Consider the following 19,142-nt stretch of genomic DNA (forward strand, 5'->3'; position numbering starts at 1 on the left):
TTTCCAGGAAAGCGGAAAAGCCTTAGGACTGCCGGAATCAAAAATAATCGGACAGCGAATGGGGATAGAATATGAAGTGTTTTCTAATTGTGGAAGACGACGAGAACCTGAGCCGCGGGATTGCTTTTGCTTTTGAAAGGGACGGTTATCAAATACTATCGGCAAATACCATTGCGAAGGCAAAGAGTTTGCTGAAACTGCACAAGGCAGACTTGATGATTCTGGATCTTGGTTTACCAGATGGAGACGGAATCACTTTTTGCAAAGAAATTCGTTCAGGCTCTACTATGCCGATTATCATGCTTACTGCCCGAGATTTAGAGACAGATCAAGTATCGGGTTTGTTGGCCGGCGCGGATGATTACGTCATAAAACCGTTTTCGCTTTCTGTTTTGAGAGCCAGGGCAGAAGCCCTTCTTCGCCGCACAGAGACAAGCGCTGATTCTGTGATACAGGACGGCATCTACCGGCTGAACACAAATCTCTGTAAGTTTTACCGGGAAAAAGAAGAGATAGCAATCAGTACCACCGAATACAGACTGCTGTCCTATTTGATGGCAAACTCCGGACAGGTACTTTCAAAAGAGCAAATCTTATCTGCATTATGGGATAACGACGGCAATTTTGTTGATGAAAACACGGTGTCCGTGAACATCAGCCGCTTACGTTCCAAAATAGAGGTCGATCCCAAACATCCGAAAGTGATTAAGACCATACACGGTATCGGTTATGTGTGGAATGGAGGTCAATAAGTGGTTCTCGCGATGACAATTTGCCTCGCGGCATTATGCTGCGTTTTGAGCGTATTTTTGAGCTGGCGGTATATTCAAAAGACATATGCGGCCATTGATACTATATTCGACAGCATTCTGGCTCAGAAAGCCGGTCTCTCCTTTGAAACAGAATTGGACAGCCGGCTTTCCAAACTGACACATAAGGCCATAAAAATAGTTCAAATGAACAGTGCCGACGTTGTCCAATTGGGGCAGGAAAAGCAAACCATACAAAGCTTACTGTCTGATATGTCTCATCAGATGAAAACGCCGCTTTCCAGCATCTCTATGTATATCGATTTACTGCTGGAGGGCAATCTTTCCAGCGGAGAACAGCGGGAGTTTTTTACCCGTATAAAAGCCGGCACGGAAAAGCTGGGCTGGCTGATGGACAGCCTGATCAAAATGTCAAGGTTGGAAGTCGGCGCCATTGAACTCGCTCCCGTTCCAGCCGGGATCAAACAAACCATTTCAGACAGCATCAGTATGGTGTTGGCCGCAGCTGCCAAAAAGAACATCTCGATTCAGGCGGAACCCTTTATGGATACCCCTTTGCTTCACGACAGAAAATGGACTGTGGAAGCCATGGCAAATGTTCTGGAAAATGCTGTAAAATATTCGGAAGCCAACAGTAAAATTTGTATTTCTGTAGAAGCACTGCCCCTTTATACAAAGATCAATTTTACAGACCATGGGGTTGGAATCGCGCCCGAAGAATGGAATTCCATCTTCAAACGGTTCTACCGGGGAAAGAACGTAAAAATGACAGATGGGGCCGGACTGGGCCTTTACCTGGCCTCCTTGATTTTAGAAAAGCAAGGAGGTTATATTCTGGTCGATTCCGAGCCAAACAAGGATACGACCTTCTCCATGTTCTTGCAAAACTGTAAGAAATAAGGTGAAAGCTGTTAGGAGCCTGTAAGATTTCCCGGGTAAGATAAAACACACGAAAGGGGTGTGTGATCGATGCCATTATTAGAAACCCATGAACTGAAAAAGTATTATGGAAGGGAGCCGAATATGGTTCGCGCTCTCGACGGTGTGAATTTAACCGTGGAAACGGGGGAATTTGTTGCCGTGGTTGGGCAATCGGGCTCCGGTAAGAGTACGCTGCTGCATATGCTCGGCGGTCTTGATCAGCCCACCAGCGGATATGTCGTTGTGGAGGGGCACGAACTGAACGGGATGTCTGACGAACAGCTTACAATATTCCGCCGGCGGAATATCGGGTTCGTATTTCAAAACTATAATCTCGTTCCGATTTTGAATGTTTACGAAAATATTGTGCTGCCGATCGAGCTAGACGGCAACACAATCGATACCGATTTTGTAAGTGAAATTGTAAATACCTTGGGCTTGGATGGAAAACGCGGTAATTTTCCAAATGAGCTTTCCGGCGGCCAGCAGCAGCGAGTAGCGATCGCCCGGGCTCTTGCTACAAAACCGTCTATCCTGTTGGCAGACGAACCCACCGGCAATTTGGACAGCAAAACCAGCCAGGATGTATTGGGCGTTTTAAAACTGACCTCTACACAGTTTCACCAAACTATCATAATGATTACCCACAATGAGCAGATTGCCCAGCTTGCAGACCGGATCATTCATATTGAGGATGGGAAGATGATCCGGGAAGGGTGCGGTAGACGATGAAAAACAACAATACTGCCGTGATTCACAGGCTGATTCGACGCAATCTCAAGGCCAACCGAAAGAGAAATTTTTTTCTTGTGGCTGCAATCGCTCTCACCACCTTGCTGCTGGGTTCTATATTCAGCATAGGCTTCAGCATCTTAGATTCGGTGAAAATGGAACAACTGCGGCTCAGCGGGACCACAGCACATGCCGCGGTCGGTCGCCCGACAGCCTCGCAGCTGGAGCAGCTCAAGCAGCTCCCCTATGTGAAGAGTGTGGGTACAGGCTACCAAGTAGCCGATATCAGAAACACGCCGGAAATGGGCGGCGCCTATCTCTTTCTGCATTTCTTCGACAAAACGGATTGGGAACAGTTTCGCGCCCCGGCAAATACGGATATCATGGGAGATTACCCACAGGCGGAGGATGAGATCATGGCCTCCCGTGGGGCGCTGGATTTATTGGGCATACATGAGCCCGTTGTCGGAATGGAAATTCCTCTTTCCTATTGCCCCGGCGGCGAGGAAAATGATTTACAAAACAAAACTTTTCGCCTTTCCGGCTGGTTTACCAGCTATTCTCTCATGACTCAAACGGATAGTCTCTTGGTTTCCGAAGCTTTTGCGGAGAAGTTTGAAGCTTCCCGGGAAAAATACCTTGCGGCGGATATTCTATTTGTAGAGGAAAAACAGGTTTCAGAATATTTTGAGAGGCTGAAGCTTGATCTCGATATCCCGGCGGATCAGGCCGCAGCGGTCTCCCAGTCAAACGAGAGAGGCGAGGAAGCGCAAGTTCCCATGCTGTTGGCGTTGGGCGCTGTCGCCGTCTTTTTTATCTTGACCGGCTACCTGTTGATCTACAACGTTCTCTACATTTCAGTGTCCAGAGATGTACGCTTTTACGGACTCTTAAAAACATTGGGGACCACGCCAAAGCAGTTAAAGCGTCTCGTGGTTGGACAAATCCTGCGCCTGTGCATGATCGGCATCCCAATCGGCGCATCTGCCGCTTTTCTGTTTTCTGTCATTGCGATTCCGGCGGCAATTGGCGCATGGAAGTTCGTGTCTACCGGAGCGGTGCTGTCTTTTTCTCCCATTATCTATTTTGGCGCCGCGGCCTTCGCTCTGTGCACCTCACTTTTGGGCGCATTTCTTCCGGCAAAAAAGGCGGCGGAGGTTTCCCCCGTGGAAGCACAAAAATTCACAGGCATAAGCAGACCGCACTTGCATCGGCCCGCCCATGGAAAACCATATAAAATGGCTTTGCGCAACATCTTTAGAAACAGGAAGCGTGCCGCTGTGGTGCTGCTCAGCCTGTTTTTGGGGATTACCGCCTTCACTGCTGTTACAACCTTGGCCTACAGCATGGGAGTGGATCAATATATTGATTCGCTTTATCAAAATGACTTCGTGCTATACGATCAATCTCTATTCAGCGATCAGCCGGCCCAGCCTTTCGACGATTCTTTTATGGAGCAAATAGCCGCATTGCCCGGCCTGGAAAGCTGTCACACCCTGCTGCAGGAGTATATGCAGCTCGGCTATTCTCCAGAGGAATTCGGCGAATACGCAGAGAGCCGCCTGGAAAAGCTGTATGAAGGCAAGGAAGCCTTCACCGAAGAGGATATCCGTAAGAGCTTTATCGGATTTTTGGTGGGAATCGATGGAATGGAATTGACAGAATTGCAAAGTGCTGCGGATCAAAAAATCGATATTTCCGCCTTTGACCGCGGTGAAATCGCCTTGATCGCAACAGACAATCCCGCTTATTTTCCCCGGGTTTCTCAGCTTCATGTCACACCCATGGAGTTGAGCACAGACGGAGAAAATCCTTCCCACGGTACGGAAGTCCAGATTCCTTTTGGCGGCTTTGCGCCCCAATCCTTGGAGTCGGACGGCAGCTTGGCCCCCACGATTGTTGTATCCAAATCTTTTTTGAGCAGTCTTTATCACTCTCCCGCCATACGGGAAATTCGGATCGATGTTGCGGACGGATATGAGAAGCAGGCGCTGGAAGCCTTAAAGCAAATTTCCGGCAACAATTCCGCAATCAGAAGAGTATCCAAAATAGAGGCGGTATCTGTGATGTCCGGTGCCCGGACGGTGATGCTCGTTTTGGGCGGCGGGGCGGCGCTGCTCCTTGCTTTTGTCGGAATCCTGAATTTCATCAACGTCATGTCTATGGATATTACGGTGAGAAAAATGGAATTGGCTATTTTGGAAAGTATCGGCATGGAAAAAAGAAAGGTGCGCCGGATGCTGCTCTTTGAGGGATTAGGCTATGCTGTTATGACACTGCTGTTAAGTGCTACCTTAGGCAATGGGGCTGTCTATGGCATTTTCACCCTGTTCAAACTCCAGGTGGATTACGCCACGTTTACTTACCCGATTCTTCCGGTAGGCTTAGTGTTTTTGATGATATTTACCGTTTGCCTCATTGTTCCGGAAATCATCTATCGTTCCATTGCAAAGGCAACGCTTATCGAACGGTTGCGGGAAAAGGAATAACATCTGAGCCATTCTTCCTGAAAACTATTCCTATCGTGCCATATATTTTGATCGGCTATTTGGAACGACAAATCCATGGAAGTTAGTATTGATGCATCTTTTTACTATTTCTAGCCTTTCGACAGCTTGAATAAAAACATTTTTTCTATCAATAAATCAAATCTGAACCTTGCCCCCAACGGGGACAAGGTTCAGATTTGTGGTATTTGTGCGGGTGTTCATAACGATAAACTTATATTGCCCTAGGAGATGAACGGTATATTAAAATCAGCACTGTCAAATTCAACGATGCTGATTATGGTGCAGGTGGTACTATAGGATTTACACGAAAAAGTTAGTGAAATTAATGGATGGTCAAGTTACGAGTGTTCTTATAGGACTTAGTTAGGGTTTGAGTGCGCCCTAAAATGCCTGTTATATCAAGAAAAACAAAAGGAATGTAATCAAATAAGATTACATTCCTCGTGGTGCGGGTAACAGGACTTGAACCTGCATGAACTTGCATTCATATGGACCTGAACCATACGCGTCTGCCAATTCCGCCATACCCGCATATTGTGTTTTCTTTTGGACGTTTGCTAACGTTTGAACACGGAAAAGAAAACTAAAAAACCGGTGCAAGGCGCTCGAGTCTGCCTTGCGATGCAACCAAGCTTTTCACTTGACGCTTGAATATTATAGCATCGGGTGCGAAACTTGTCAACTTCTTTTCTGATAAATTTTCAAGTTTTTTCTATTCCCTTTCTCTTGAAAGGAAAACAGCCAAATGGTTCCGACGGTAATTCGGAAACCAAGCGGAGCAGAGTATATGGGAGTCCAAATTGCGGAGTCCCGCAGAGCAGGGTCCGCCGTTACAGCGGGCTCTCCCCGATTTTGTTTCAGGATAGAGGTTGTATTGCTCTTCCATACTGGCCCGCGAAATCTAAAAACCTGCCGCCCTGTATCAGCAGTTCCCCGCTTTCGCCGGTCCGGAACTCTTCCTGGCAGCGTTCCTCTACGGCGTCCCAACATTCCTCTCCCCCTTCCCAGGGGAGCAGCGCCCTGTATTCCAGAGAGGTATCGACGCCAAACAGACCTATACAAACCAGCCCCCTCAGGCAGATTTTCTAATTTTCTTTACACCTTCTACCAGCACTTGTAAAGAGGCCATGCTACCTGTCCTGGAACTTCGAAGAAACCCTCGACTTTTTCTGCCGTGCTGGTATAATAGATGCAAACGAGCCGGAAAAACGAAACATTTTACCCGGACGCCATCTGCTATCATAACAATTGGAGGAACGCCGCATGAGTTATATTCCTACGCCGGAACAGGCTTTAGAGCTTACGAAAACATACAACAAGGAAGATTTCCACATCCACCATGCAGAGACGGTAGGAAAAGTTCTGGGGGTTCTTTCCAGAGAGTACGATCCCGGTAACGAGGCCTATTGGATTGCCGTGGGCATCCTGCACGACATCGACTTTGAACTGTGGCCTGAACAGCACTGCTCAAAAGCGCAGGAACTTCTGCGGGAGCTGGACATCGATGAAAGCGTGATCCATGCAGTCGTCAGCCACGGCTACGGCCTATGCTCCGAGGTGGAGCCGGAACGCCTGATGGAAAAATACCTTTTCGCCGTGGACGAGCTTACCGGGCTGATCGGCGCCGCTGCCCTGATGCGCCCCACCGGCTTTGAGGGTATGGAGGCAAAGTCCGTCATGAAAAAATTCAAAGACAAAAAGTTCGCAGCCGGCTGTTCCCGCGAGGTGATTGCGCAGGGCGCTGAGATGTTGGGCCTCACGGTCCCTGAGCTGGCTGCAAAAACGCTGGCAGCCATGACAGCCGCCGAACAGCAGTAACCTTTCCCCCTGCGCGGCCGGAAAGGACGCCGTACCGACGGGCATAAATGCTCCCGAAAGGATGTTGTACAAAGCCATGAGAAAAACCATGCGAAGTAACTGCTCGGTACAGCCTGTTTCTGGCGGCGCCCTGTACTGAGAGAACCCTCCCCGCTGCCGGATCGCTGTACCGACGTCCGAATCTACGCAACATGGAAAAGAGGTATTGCGATGAACAAAAACAGTTTTCTGAATCTGAACCGGATTGAATTTATTGTGACCTATCGCTGCAGCGGCAAATGCAGGCACTGCTCCGTCGCGCCAAAGCTGAACCGGGGCGGGCAGAGCCATCTTTCCGCAGATAAAACCGTACAGGCCGTTGAAACGCTTTCCCGGATTTTTCCCATCTCCTCGGTGATGACCTTCGGCGGGGAACCTCTGCTGTATCCCGACGTGGTGTGCGCAGTCCACAGAAAAGCGGCAGAACGCGGCATTCCCACGCGCCAACTCATCACAAACGGGTATTTCTCCAAAGATTCCAAAACAGTCCGGCGCACCGCCGAAAGCTTGGCGGAAGCAGGCCTGACCCAGCTGCTCCTCTCCGTGGACGCGTTCCACCAAGAGACCATTCCGCTGGACGCTGTTCACCATTTTGCTCGCTGCGCCATAGCCGCCGGAATCCCCTCAAAGCTTCATCCCGCCTGGGTGGTCAGCCAATCTCATAGGAATCCCTACAATGAAAAGACACGGGAAATCCTCTCTGCCTTTGGGGATCTGAATCTCCCGGTCTCCTCCGGGAACAACATTGTGCTGGAAGGAAACGCCAGGGAGTATCTGGAGGCGTACTACGAGAGGCAGCCCCTGGACCTTTCCGTGAAATGCGGCTCCATGCCGTACACCGCCCCGCTGACGGACGTGTCCTCCCTTTCTATCGCTCCAAACGGGGACGTCCTGGTCTGCGGCTTTGTCATCGGCAATCTCTATACCGGCGATATTGCTGAAATTGTCTCCCGCTACGATCCCCGGGCCAGCGAAGGGATGCGCGCCGTTTTGGAGGGCGGTGTGGCCGCCCTCCTCAGCTATGCGAAATGCAGAGGGATCGCGCTTGACCCCTCTTCCTACTGGTCGGTCTGTGAAATCTGCCATACGCTTGCGGAGCAGCTGGCCGGTGGCTGAACGTTCCATTTCGTGCTGAATAACCCCAGAAGGCCGAACCTTATTCAAAAGGTTCGGCCTTTCCATTGATCCGCCCTGCGCTGGGCGGATTTTCTGTTTTCGGGGAAGAAGACGGGGCGAAAAGCCGAAAAAGCTTTAACTGCCTTTTAACCGAATCCCCCTGGCAGTTTTACACGCGGACTTTATGATGAAATCGGTTCGCGGGACAAAGCCGCAGAGGACAACAGCCACGGCTTCCCGCCGCCCCCTACCAGAAATTGCAAGGAGGCAGACAAAAATGAAAGCAAAAAAAATCGCGGCATTAACGCTCACAGCACTCATGGCGGCAGCTTCTATGACGGGCTGCTCCGAATCAGGCACAAGCTCCGGCCCTTCCACCGGAAGCAACGCTGGGAACTCCTCCCAGAGCAGCGCTTCCACTGCGGCGGCATCGGCGGATGATTACGGATTGAAAGAATTCGTCATGGTCATGATCCCCGGCGAGGATACAGAAAAATCCGTACAGCTGCGGGATAACATGGCGGAAGACATGAGCAAGGCCCTGGGAATCCCAGTGACCACCTACCGTGCTACCGACTACAGCGCCGCAGTTGAGGCAATGCGCACCGGAAACGCACAGCTGGCTGAATTCGGTCCTTTTTCCTACGTGACAGCCAGAGAACGCGCCGGCGCTGAGGCGTTGGCAGTACGGGGCACCAAGGATGGAGTGAGCGGCTACCAGTCCTATATCGTGGTAAAATCCGACAGCGGCCTCCATACTTTGGAGGACCTTCAGGGCAAAACCTTCTCCTTTGTGGACCCGGAATCCACCTCCGGCAACGTGGTGCCGTGCAACGAACTTCTGAACGCATTTCCGGATTTGGGACTGACCTTTGACGACCTGCACACAGACGGAAAGTTTTTCAAGTCCGCCATGTTTGCCGGCACGCATCCCGGCTCCATGCAGGCCGTCATTCAGGGCAATGTAGATGCCGGCGCGGTGGCGTCTTCCACCTACGAAAACCAGATTCAGGCCGGTAACGCCAAAGAAGACGATCTGAAAATCCTCCATGAATCTCCCACCATTCCCAGCGACCCCATCGCCATCCAGAAAGACCTGCCCCAGGCACTCAAGGATAAGGTAAAGGAATTTCTTCTCTCTTATGATGATGCCGATTATTTCAGCGATGCAGAAAGAATTGAAGAGGGAAAAGAGATCCAGCGCTTTATCGAGGCCAATGACAGCGATTACGATTACCTGCAGGAACTGAAAGAAAAATTCAACCTCTCCGACTGATTGCCGCGGGGAAAGGAATCAATATGGAAAAAGTACTGGAACTCTCACACTTAAAAAAATACTACGGCCAGACACATGCTGTGGAGGACGTCAGCTTCCACGTAAACGCCGGCGAAGTCGTGGTGATCATCGGCCCCTCAGGGGCTGGAAAATCCACTGTTCTGCGGTGCATCAACCGCATGATTGATCCCACGGACGGAAACATCCTTTTCGAGGGTCAGGATATGGCAAGGGTAAAAAAAGAAAAGGAGCTAAAAGCAATCCGGCGGCGTATCGGCATGATTTTTCAATCCTTTAACCTGGTCTACCGGCTTTCCGTTTTCCAAAATGTCCTGCATGGCAGGCTCGGTTATATGTCCACCTTCCATGCCGTAGCCGGACGGTATACGGAAGAGGATAAGCGCAAAGCGCTGGATATCCTGAAAATGATCGGACTGGAGGAGATGATTTATAAAAAAGCAGGCGAACTCTCCGGCGGGCAGAAGCAGCGGGTGGGAATCGCCAGGGCTCTGATGCAGGACCCCGCCCTTCTTCTGTGCGACGAACCCATCGCTTCCCTGGACCCCAGCTCTTCCAAAGTCATCATGGACCAGATCAAGCAGATGGCCAAAACAAGGAATATCGCCTGCATTGTAAACCTGCACCAGGTGGATGTGGCGCTGGCCTATGCGGACCGCATCGTGGGAATTCACCGGGGAACCATTGTCTTTGACGACGTGCCTTCCAAGCTCACCGGCGCTATGATCGAGACCATTTACGATGCGCCTCTGGAACAGCTGACTGTGGGCATCGAGGAGGGAATAGCAGCCAATGCGTAATCCAGAAAAAATTCTTTTAACCCCAAAACGGGAAAAGCGTGCCGCAACCGCATCCTTTCTTATCGTTGCGGCACTGTTCCTCCTGGCCACCGCGCAGACGCAGTTTCAGCCCTTTGAATTCCTCATGAGCATGGAGAATTTCTGGCTGTTTATCTTTGAAGACCTGCTGCCGCCGAAGATTGCCGATTTCGGCGCCATCGCCGAAGGCATCTTGCAGACGGTCTGCATGGCAATTGCCGCCAGCATGATTTCCGCTGTGATATCGCTGGCGTTCGCCTTCCTTGGCTCCAACACCACGGCGCCCTGGAAACCGTTGAAAAAAATCATCCGCTTTTTCGCGTCGCTCCAGCGGAACATCCCCAGCATGATCTGGACATTTCTTCTGATTATGGCCTTCGGCATCGGCACCGTCGTGGGCGCTCTGGCCCTGCTCATCACCACCTGTGGATTCCTGATCCGTTCCTTCATTGAGACCATCGACGAGGTGGGCGGCGAAAGCCTGGAAGCGCTGCAGGCAGTGGGCGCCGGACGCCTCACCACCATCACGCAGGTGATTATCCCCGCATCCCTACCGGGGTTCCTTTCCTGGCTGCTCTATTCGTTGGAGGTAAATATCCGTTCCTCCACCCTGGTAGGCGCCGTGGGAGGCGGCGGCATCGGTCTGGTGATGATGGGTTATATCAAACAGTTCCGCTACCACTCTGCCATGGGTGTGATTCTGCTCATTGCAGGAATCGTCATCTTGGTGGATATGCTGACCAATTTCCTGAGAAAGAAGGTGCTGGCATGACAGACTTGACAGACGCCCTGGGAGGCCGCTTCCCTCTTCCCCGGGAGACCCCGGAAGAGGACAGTTCTCTTCTCAGGGACCGCAAGGGGCGCATCCGCACAAAAGATCCGGCGAGAGACCGCACTTTAAAATTGTTTTTGGCCGCCTTTCTGGTGATCGGCATCGCCGCGATGCTGCTGATGAAGATTGACTGGCTTCAGTTCTGTGAAGGCCTGGTCCGCATCCCAGAAGCTTTGGGAAAGCTGATTCAAATTGATTTCAGTCAGATTGACATCACCTTTTCCTCCCTGCTGGAATCCATCGGCGTCGCCGTGCTCTCCACGGTATACAGCATGGTGGGCGGTATGATTCTCGCCGTATTTCTGGCGAAAAACCTGACCCCCTTCAAATGGGTCGCCACGGTGCTTTCCGCTGCGCTGACCTTCCTGCGGGCCATTCCCTCCATCATCTGGGTACTGCTGGTTTTGGTATGCGTGGGCTTTGGCCCTTCCGCCGGTATCATCGGCATCTGCATTTTCAGCACCTCCTTCTTTGCCCGGTCCTTTGCCCAATGCTTTGAAGAGGTGCCCGAGGAAACATTAGAGGCCCTGCGGGCCATGGGTGCGGGGCGCGTCAAAATCTTTTTCAGCGCCGTGCTCCCCTCCGCCTTTACCGGAATTTTAGCCTGGACCTCCATCAGCTTTGAAAGCAATTTTGAAGCTTCGGCTGTGCTGGGCACCGTGGGCGCGGGCGGCATCGGCTACGTCATCTCCAACTGCATGACACGCTATGCCTACGGCCAGGCCATTGTGGCAATCGTCATGGTGCTGCTGTTTACTTATATCATGGAGCTGGCCTTCACTGCTGTGAAGGAAAAGAACGGGAAAATCAAATAGATGGAGGCTCTGCCCTTTATGGAAGCACAGAGATTATCAAAGATATTGGGGAACTGCCCCAAAGAGACCATAGAAGCACTGGCCGGCCCGGTGATGGAGACCCGCTCTGTTTCCGTTATCCGCAAGCCTACAAAGACACTGGTAATGGTACGGATGCAGGAAACCGTGGCAAAGGCAGATTTTTTTCTGGGCGAGCTGCTGGCTTGTGAAGCGCTGGTGGAAGTGGAAGGTCAAAAAGGCTTTGCCCTGATGGCAGGTGACGACACACAGAAGGTTCTCTGTGCCGCAGTGCTGGACGCCGTGTGCAAAAGCCGGCTTCCGGAAAGAAAAGCCATTGAAGACGCCCTTCTGGCAGAAGAAGAAAAAATAGCGGAAAGCCGCCGGCAGGAAATCAGAAAACATGCCTCGTCGCGTGTACAGTTCAACACACTGGACGTGGAATATTGACGCCCCGGCGCTTAGGAGGAAATCACATATGTTTAAAGAAAACCCGTTTGATCCGGTCTTTGACTGCCAACAGGTGTTCAAGACGCTGATGAATGCACTGGCCCGGCCCGGAACCATTGTCTCCATGGAAAAAAACGTGGAAAAACTGGAGGGAGAAAACGCGGCTCTTCTGGCAGCAGGCCTCGCCCTGCTGGACAACTGGCGCAGGTTCTGTGTCTGCGGCGACCCGCAGCTGGAAAAGGAGCTGCGGGAGCTGACCTATGGAGTTCCCGACGTGCTTTCAGAGGCCGACTACCTCTTTCTGACCAAGGAGCAGACTGCCGGGCTTTCCTGCCGGGAGATTCTGGAAGAGGCCAAAGCGGGAACACTGGCGGAACCCCATAAAAGCGCCACGCTGTTTTTGATGCTCGACGCCCTGACCGGCGGCGAACCCTGTACGCTGAGCGGCCCGGGGATAAACGGAAACATTCAGATCTCTCTGCCTCAGGAAGGAAGAAGATGGATTGAGGCACGGCAGCAGATCGGTTATGAATTCCCCTGTGGAATCGAACTCTATTTTCTCACCCCCCAAGGGGAATTGATGGGTGTCCCGAGAAAAATCAAACTGAAAGGAAACAACTGATGGGATATGTTGCAGTTACCGGCGGCCAGGATGCCATTGACGCTTCCATTGAACTGCTGAGAGAATACCGTTCCGGCGGAAAACTTCCTGTGGACACAGAGATCCTCCGGGACCGCATGAAACTTTTAATCGACCGGGTTATGTCGGAGGCCGGGCTTTACGCGCCGGACTATGCCGCGCTGGCCCTCAAACAATGCGAAGGAAGCACGGAAGAAGCCGTATTCCTGCTGCGCGCCTACCGCAGCACCCTGTCCAGAAATTATACCTCGCGCACCGTGCATGGAGATGAAATGCACATCCGGCGGAGAATCAGCTCTGCCTTCAAGGATATTCCCGGCGGGCAGATGCTCGGCCCCACCTACGATTACGTACACCGCCTGCTGAATTTCAGCTTGACGGAGGAAAAAGAAGAAGAGCTTCAGCAGTGGCGCGCAGCCTTCGAAGAAAAAGCTGCGCAGGCCGGCGAGGTCTCTCTTTCCGACACGGCTCCCCGGGTGCTGGACCTGCTCCGGCAGGAGGGGCTGTTGGAGCAGGTCCAGGAAGACCGCTCCGAACCCTGCGACGTGACCATGGAAAATTTACCTCTCCCCGCGCCGCGCAGTGCTATTCTGCAAACACTCACACGGGCGGACACAGGTTTTGTCTCCGGCCTTGCTTACAGCGATATCCGCGGTTTCGGCATGTCCCACCCCACCATTGGGGAACTCCGGTACGGGAGCCTGGAAATTGAAGTGGACTATCCTCTGGAAGGGGGCGGTGTTTGGTACGTGGGTGAAATCTTTGTCACAGAGGTGGAGGGTCTGATGGGCGCCAGGGCCGGAGGGGAAGGGATCGGCGTAGGTTACGGCTGCGTATTCGGCAGAAACGATACCAAAGCCATCGCCATGTCGGTGCTGGACCATGCCCTCACCCTCTCCATCGACAGCCCCACAAGCGACATGGAGTTCGTACTGCTGCACGGGGACTGTCTGGAGATGAACGGCTTCATTTCTCATTTGAAGCTGCCCCACTACGTCACGTTCCAGTCCAAGCTGGACGGCTTGAGAAACCGAAAAAGGAGCCTTGAACATGAAGGAAACGATTAACGGAAGCGAGTACAATTTTGCCTTTTTGGACGAAGGCTCCAAGCGGGAAATCCGCCGGGCCATCCTGCATGCCATCGCGGTGCCGGGCTATCAGGTGCCCTTTGGTTCCCGGGAACTGCCCATCGGCAGGGGCTGGGGCACAGGCGGAATTCAGCTGACCATGTCCCTCATCGGACCGGACGACATTCTGAAGGTGATCGACCAGGGAAACGACGACAGTGTAAATGCCGTGAGCATCAAAAGGCTGATCAGCGCCACAACCGGCGTAAAGACCACCACCGACGCCGCAGAGGCGGACATCATCCAATCCCGCCACAGGGTGCCGGAAGAACCGCTGCGGGAAGACCAGGTCCTGGTGCTGCAGGTCCCCACGCCGGAGCCTCTGCGCAGCGTAGACGCTCACGAGGCGGTGACCCGCCAACTGCACGCGGATGCAGAATACACCGGAATTTGGGTGAACTTGTTTGAACAGCTGCTCACCCGGGGATCTCCTTTCCGGGGCGCCGACCATCCCGTGATGACGGACGGCCGTTATGTGATGAATCCCAGCCCCATCCCCCGCTATGACAACCCCAAGCTCAATCAGGCACAATGCCTTTTTCTGTTTGGCGCGGGGCGTGAAAAAAAGATTTACGCAGTGCCTCCTTATACCGATGTGAAATCCCTGGCTTTTGAGGATTATCCCTTCCGCCAGGAGGACATGTCCGGCCGCAAATGCCGTCTGTGCGGCGCGGAAAACGTCTATTTTGACGAGATGTTCGACTCACAGACAGGGGAGCGGTTCTATCAATGCTCCGACACAGGCTATTGTCTGAAACGCCGGGAGGCGCAGGAATCGAAGGAGGGAGATAAGGCCCATGGATAAGAGAACTCCCGTTATGGAGGGTAAAAATATCACAGTCCGCTTCGGCGACGGCTGCAGCTACTGCCGGAGCCATCCGGAACTGGAAAAGGGCAGGTGCCCGGTCTGTCACACTATCTGGGGTGTGCGGGACGTCAGCTTCCAGCTGTATCCCGGAGAGATCCTGGGAATAGTTGGCGAATCTGGATCTGGAAAAAGCACGCTGCTGAAAACACTCTATTTTGACCAGGCCGCCACTTCCGGCGGCGCTTATCTCTCCCTGTACCAGGACGGGCAAAAAAATATTTTAGAGGCCAGCAGCCAGCAGAAGCGCTATCTGCGCAATCATCTGATGGGGATGGTCTACCAGAACCCCATGCTGGGGCTGCGCATGAAGCTCTCTTCGGGCTCCAATGTGGCGGAAAAGCTCATCGCCGCCGGAAACCGGAATGCGGGCAGCATGATCGACCGCAGCACGGAGCTGCTGGAGCATGTGGAAATCCCCACAGAACGCATGCGGGACCAACCCCGGGTATTTTCCGGCGGCATGCAGCAGCGCGTACAGATTTCCAAAGCCATCGCCAACAATCCTCCCATCCTGCTCCTGGATGAGGTGACCACCGGCCTGGATTTGAGCGTGCAGGCCAAGGTGCTGGATTTGATCCGTTCCATCCAGGAGGAGCTGGGCATCGCCATGATGATCGTCAGCCATGACCTGGCCGTTATCCGGATGATGTCCGACCGCACCATGGTGATGCTGGGCGGCCGTGTGGTGGAAGAGGGGCTCACCGACCAGATTCTGGAAGACCCTCTGCACGAATACACCCAAACCCTAGTAAGCTCATTGCTGTAGGAGGCGCCTATGCAGGATACGATCATTGAAAACGCAACGGCGGTTCTGAAGGACCGTGTCGTCCCCCATGCTTCTGTGCTGATCCGGGGGCAATTGATTGAAGAAATCTCAAAACAGCCTGGTTTTTCGGACAAATACCCCGGCGCTCGAAAAATAGACGCGGACGGGGCCTTTCTTCTGCCCGGCTTCATCGACATCCATTCCGACAATATTGAAACCGTGATCCAGCCCAGGCCCCAGAGCATGATCGATTTTGAGCTTGCCATGCGGGAACAGGAAAAGCAGCTGGTCAATCAGGGTATCACCACCATGTACCACTCCCTCACCATCATGGATCTGGGAAAGGGCGGTGGGGAAAACGCCGTCCAGCGCAATCAGCTTCGCAGCCCGGAAAACCTGAAGCGGCTGGTCGGACTAATCCGCACCTTCCATGAGGGGGACCACATGATCCGGCACCGGTTTCACTGCCGGTATGAGATTACCAACACAGAGGGGTACCAAATGCTGCTGGGTTTCATCCGCAACCACGATATGCAGCTGCTGTCCTTTATGGACCATACCCCAGGACAGGGGCAGTACAGGAACCTGGAGTTTTTCAAAAGCCAGATCATGTCCTCCCAGCAGTCTGAAGAAGAAAAAGAGCGCATTCTCAGCCAACGGATGAACCGGGCCAAGCTGACTGACGAGCAGTTGGCTGTGGCCGCGGATATGGCCCTGCAGGCAGGAATTCCCATCGCCTCCCACGATGACGACAGCCCCGAAAAGCTGGATTATGTCACAGGCAGCCTGCATGCGGAAATCTGTGAATTCCCCGTGGAACTGGAAGTTGCAAAAGAAGCCCGCCGCAGAGGGATGCAGGTTGTAGTGGGCGCTGCCAATATTCTTATGGGCAGGTCCCATTCCAACAATCTGTCCGCACTGGACGCTATCCGCGCAGGCTGCGCCGATATACTGGTATCCGACTATTTTCCAGCCGCCATCCTGCATGCTGTGTTCCAGCTCTACGAGCAGGGGATTCTGAGCCTGCCGGAGGCGGTCAACATGGCCGCCTATCATCCGGCAAAGGCGGTGAAGATAGAAGACCGGCTGGGCTCCATCGAACCTGGAAAATGCGCCGACCTGCTTCTGGTGAGCAAAAAAGGGCCTGTGCCTGTCATTCTCTCTGTGCTGATCAACGGCGAAGAGGTGACAAGGCTTCATTACCGCAATGATTTTGTGGGAGAGGACGGCGTGCGCTATGACTGATTCCCTTCCGGCGCTCGCCGGTTTTGCCAGAGTTCTGGTCCTGGACTGCGGTGCACGGCTCCGGGAAAAACGGACAAAAAATGATTTTTCTATTTGGAAAAAAACAGGGCACAACGACATTGTGACAGAGCACGATCTTTGGGCACAAAAATTTTTATCAGGCCAAATACTGTCCCGATATCCGGACCATGGTATTCTGGGAGAGGAGGAAACGGCGCGCCTTTCTTCCTCTCCCTGGCGCTGGGTGATCGACCCGATTGACGGCACCACCAATTACTGTCAGTTTGGCAGAGGATACGCTATCTCCCTGGCTCTGCTTCGAAATGGAAGGCCTGTATACGGCTTTGTGCTGGATGTGGAAAGAGGGAAGCTGTTCGAGGGCGGCTCATCGGAAACGCCCGCCGGGCAGACTTCCGGTGAGCCGCCGGAAGAGGGGATTCTCCATATTGGTTTTCAGACGATGCGCGATTTTTCCCTTCTGGGCGCTGACCCCTATGCTCTGGCAGAATGTTTCCGGGGCGTGCGTTACCGCGGCTGTGCCTCCCTGGAACTGTGCGGAATCGGAGAGGAACATGCCGGTTTTTACGTGAATTCTCACCTGAAGCTGTGGGATTTTGCCGCTGCCTATCCGATTCTCCGCAGCCGCGGCTGTCATGTCTTTGCCTGCGAGCTTTCTGAAAACCGGTATTTTGTCTGCGGCTTCCGCTCTATGGAGCTTTACTGCCAATGCGAACCCTTCTTTCCGGAACAGGTGCGCCGAAAACTCAACAAAAATGGAGGAGATCCCTTTCATGCTGCAAATTGAAAACCTGGAAAAAGAATTTATCATGCACATCCGCGGCGACGCTGAAATTGAAGGTTTTGACTGCATCAGCTTTTCCGCAAAAGCCGGCACTCTTATCGCCGTCACAGGCCCCAGCGGTTCCGGAAAATCTTCCCTGCTCAAATGTATTTACAGAACTTATACGCCTACGGGCGGCCATACTTACTACACCTGCGAAGACGGCAACGTGGTGGATCTGGCCGTGGCGGAACCCTGGGAAATCATCCGCCTGCGGGCCACAGAAATCGGGTATGTCTCCCAGTTTTTCAGCGTTATCCCACGTGTTTCCGCCATCGACATCCTCACCAATACCCAGACCGCCCGTGGAATCCCCTCCAAGTCCGCCCGGGAACGGGCCGCAGAATACCTGGAGAAAGTGGGAATCTCTCCCCAACTCTGGGACATGTATCCCGCCACCTTCAGCGGCGGTGAGAAACAGCGGCTGAACATCGCCAACGCCCTGATCACTAGGCCCCGTCTTCTGCTGTTGGACGAACCCACCGCTTCCCTGGACGCCCGCAGCAAAGAATGGGTGATGAATATGATTCTGGATTTAAAGCAGGAAGGCGCCGCCATGGTCGGTGTGTTCCATGACGAAATTGCCATTGAGACCCTGGCGGATTGGCGCTATGAGATGCGGGAGCGTCAAATGGTGCCCATTGACTACAAGATGGACTACGCCCAGGAAGAACTGGCAGCCTTTGCCTGAACAGGAAGGGACCGTGCCGTGATGTTTGATTTTCATGTACATTCCCATTGGTCCGACGGCGAATTTTCCCCCAGGGAGCTGGTGAGGGCGGCGAAAGAAGCTGGGCTCTCCGGCCTTGCCCTCACCGATCACGACACCCTGAGCGGCCTGCCGGAACTGGAGGCTGCAGGAAAGGAATTCTCCCTTCCCGTCTACGGCGGCATTGAAATCAGCTGCCGCCAACAGGACGGCAGACAGCTGCATCTGCTGGCCTATCAGATTCCGCCGGAGGGCCGGAAGGCTGTGGAGGAATTCTGCCGTCCCATCCGTCTTGCCCGGAAAGAAGCGCTGCTTAAAAGCATCCGCCGCCTCCGAAGCGCAGGATATCCCATAACGGAAGAACAGGTACGGGCCCTTGCGGGGCCTTCCGGTGAACTGTGCAAGCAGTATATCATGCAGGTTTTCATCGACGCCGGGCTCTGTACAGAGCTCTATGGCCCGCTTTACCGGCATCTGTTCAAAACACAGCCGGATGGTTCTCCCGGAATTGCGACTCTCTCCTTCCCTGCTGTAGTTCCTGAAGAGGCCGTCCGCCTCGTGGTTTCGGCTGGCGGGAAGGCCGTGCTGGCCCATCCGGGGCAGTATGGAAACTTTGCCGGACTGCCGGGGCTGAAGGAAGCAGGGCTTTGGGGAGTGGAAGCCAGTCACCCCAAGCACTGCCCGAAAGATACGGAGCTCTGCCTCCGGCTGGCAGCCGAGTATGGCCTGGCCCTTACAGGAGGCTCCGATTTTCACGGCCGCTACGGCGAGGGCGAGGAGCTTGGAGACTGCGGCATAGAACAAGACCCCTTTTCCTCCTGATCCCTCGCTTTT

Annotated in this window: 19 protein-coding genes and 1 tRNA gene; 19 read left to right on the plus strand and 1 reads right to left on the minus strand. The window is 53.2% G+C overall.

Annotated features, from left to right (window positions below; translation table 11 throughout):
• Positions 1–89 precede the first annotated feature (89 nt).
• The 4 genes from BN3911_RS16020 (at position 90) to BN3911_RS16035 (ending at position 4,912) form a co-directional block, all read left to right on the plus strand.
• Positions 90–752 (plus strand): response regulator transcription factor, encoded by a 663-nt coding sequence (locus BN3911_RS16020; RefSeq protein WP_308211528.1) that lies wholly within the window; start codon positions 90–92, stop codon positions 750–752.
• A 12-nt stretch (positions 753–764) separates the two neighbouring features.
• Positions 765–1,670: a sensor histidine kinase gene (locus tag BN3911_RS16025; protein WP_066867372.1), complete on the plus strand. Its 906-nt coding sequence runs from the start codon at positions 765–767 to the stop codon at positions 1,668–1,670.
• Between the two features lie 69 nt (positions 1,671–1,739).
• Positions 1,740–2,423, plus strand: a complete 684-nt coding sequence (locus BN3911_RS16030) for an ABC transporter ATP-binding protein (RefSeq protein ID WP_066867374.1) — start codon at positions 1,740–1,742, stop codon at positions 2,421–2,423.
• The gene (locus tag BN3911_RS16035; protein ID WP_066867376.1) at positions 2,420–4,912 is read left to right on the plus strand and encodes an ABC transporter permease; all 2,493 of its coding nucleotides are present in this window, start codon (positions 2,420–2,422) and stop codon (positions 4,910–4,912) included. The genes BN3911_RS16030 and BN3911_RS16035 overlap by 4 nt, the downstream gene beginning before the upstream one ends.
• Positions 4,913–5,377: 465 nt before the next feature.
• Here BN3911_RS16035 and BN3911_RS16040 read toward each other — a convergent pair.
• Positions 5,378–5,464: transfer RNA gene (locus BN3911_RS16040), tRNA-Leu, on the minus strand.
• Between the two features lie 732 nt (positions 5,465–6,196).
• Between BN3911_RS16040 and BN3911_RS16050 the strand changes: the two genes are divergently transcribed.
• The 15 genes from BN3911_RS16050 to BN3911_RS16120 all read left to right on the plus strand — a co-directional run bounded on the left by BN3911_RS16050 (position 6,197) and on the right by BN3911_RS16120 (position 19,130).
• The gene (locus BN3911_RS16050) at positions 6,197–6,751 is read left to right on the plus strand and encodes a hydrolase (RefSeq protein ID WP_066867380.1); all 555 of its coding nucleotides are present in this window, start codon (positions 6,197–6,199) and stop codon (positions 6,749–6,751) included.
• 210 nt (positions 6,752–6,961) lie between these two features.
• Positions 6,962–7,906: a radical SAM protein gene (locus BN3911_RS16055; RefSeq protein ID WP_066867382.1), complete on the plus strand. Its 945-nt coding sequence runs from the start codon at positions 6,962–6,964 to the stop codon at positions 7,904–7,906.
• A gap of 277 nt (positions 7,907–8,183) precedes the next feature.
• Positions 8,184–9,182: a phosphate/phosphite/phosphonate ABC transporter substrate-binding protein gene (locus BN3911_RS16060; RefSeq protein WP_066867383.1), complete on the plus strand. Its 999-nt coding sequence runs from the start codon at positions 8,184–8,186 to the stop codon at positions 9,180–9,182.
• Between the two features lie 23 nt (positions 9,183–9,205).
• Positions 9,206–10,000 (plus strand): phosphonate ABC transporter ATP-binding protein, encoded by a 795-nt coding sequence (gene phnC / locus BN3911_RS16065; RefSeq protein ID WP_066867385.1) that lies wholly within the window; start codon positions 9,206–9,208, stop codon positions 9,998–10,000.
• Positions 9,993–10,790, plus strand: a complete 798-nt coding sequence (gene phnE / locus BN3911_RS16070; protein WP_066867388.1) for a phosphonate ABC transporter, permease protein PhnE — start codon at positions 9,993–9,995, stop codon at positions 10,788–10,790. The genes phnC and phnE overlap by 8 nt, the downstream gene beginning before the upstream one ends.
• Positions 10,787–11,665, plus strand: a complete 879-nt coding sequence (locus tag BN3911_RS16075; protein ID WP_082942330.1) for a PhnE/PtxC family ABC transporter permease — start codon at positions 10,787–10,789, stop codon at positions 11,663–11,665. The genes phnE and BN3911_RS16075 overlap by 4 nt, the downstream gene beginning before the upstream one ends.
• A gap of 18 nt (positions 11,666–11,683) precedes the next feature.
• Positions 11,684–12,112, plus strand: a complete 429-nt coding sequence (phnG, locus tag BN3911_RS16080) for a phosphonate C-P lyase system protein PhnG (protein WP_187127779.1) — start codon at positions 11,684–11,686, stop codon at positions 12,110–12,112.
• Positions 12,113–12,140: 28 nt separating this feature from the next.
• Positions 12,141–12,734, plus strand: a complete 594-nt coding sequence (gene phnH / locus BN3911_RS16085) for a phosphonate C-P lyase system protein PhnH (protein ID WP_066867392.1) — start codon at positions 12,141–12,143, stop codon at positions 12,732–12,734.
• A complete protein-coding gene (locus tag BN3911_RS16090; protein ID WP_066867394.1) occupies positions 12,734–13,819 on the plus strand; it encodes a carbon-phosphorus lyase complex subunit PhnI in 1,086 nt (361 codons plus the stop codon). Before phnH ends, BN3911_RS16090 begins: the two co-directional genes overlap by 1 nt.
• A complete protein-coding gene (locus BN3911_RS16095) occupies positions 13,803–14,684 on the plus strand; it encodes an alpha-D-ribose 1-methylphosphonate 5-phosphate C-P-lyase PhnJ (protein ID WP_066867396.1) in 882 nt (293 codons plus the stop codon). The genes BN3911_RS16090 and BN3911_RS16095 overlap by 17 nt, the downstream gene beginning before the upstream one ends.
• The gene (locus BN3911_RS16100) at positions 14,677–15,513 is read left to right on the plus strand and encodes an ATP-binding cassette domain-containing protein (protein ID WP_066867398.1); all 837 of its coding nucleotides are present in this window, start codon (positions 14,677–14,679) and stop codon (positions 15,511–15,513) included. Before BN3911_RS16095 ends, BN3911_RS16100 begins: the two co-directional genes overlap by 8 nt.
• Positions 15,514–15,522: 9 nt before the next feature.
• Positions 15,523–16,758, plus strand: a complete 1,236-nt coding sequence (locus BN3911_RS16105) for an alpha-D-ribose 1-methylphosphonate 5-triphosphate diphosphatase (protein WP_066867400.1) — start codon at positions 15,523–15,525, stop codon at positions 16,756–16,758.
• Complete coding sequence (locus BN3911_RS16110) at positions 16,751–17,563, plus strand: inositol monophosphatase family protein (RefSeq protein ID WP_066867402.1); 813 nt, start codon at positions 16,751–16,753, stop codon at positions 17,561–17,563. The genes BN3911_RS16105 and BN3911_RS16110 overlap by 8 nt, the downstream gene beginning before the upstream one ends.
• On the plus strand, positions 17,550–18,290 hold the full coding sequence (locus BN3911_RS16115; protein WP_187127780.1) for a phosphonate C-P lyase system protein PhnL: 741 nt from the start codon (positions 17,550–17,552) through the stop codon (positions 18,288–18,290). The genes BN3911_RS16110 and BN3911_RS16115 overlap by 14 nt, the downstream gene beginning before the upstream one ends.
• A gap of 21 nt (positions 18,291–18,311) precedes the next feature.
• Positions 18,312–19,130 (plus strand): PHP domain-containing protein, encoded by an 819-nt coding sequence (locus BN3911_RS16120; RefSeq protein WP_066867406.1) that lies wholly within the window; start codon positions 18,312–18,314, stop codon positions 19,128–19,130.
• Positions 19,131–19,142 lie beyond the last annotated feature (12 nt).

Origin of the sequence: Neglectibacter timonensis, from assembly GCF_900048895.1 — a bacterium.
GTDB lineage: Bacteria > Bacillota > Clostridia > Oscillospirales > Acutalibacteraceae > Acutalibacter > Acutalibacter timonensis.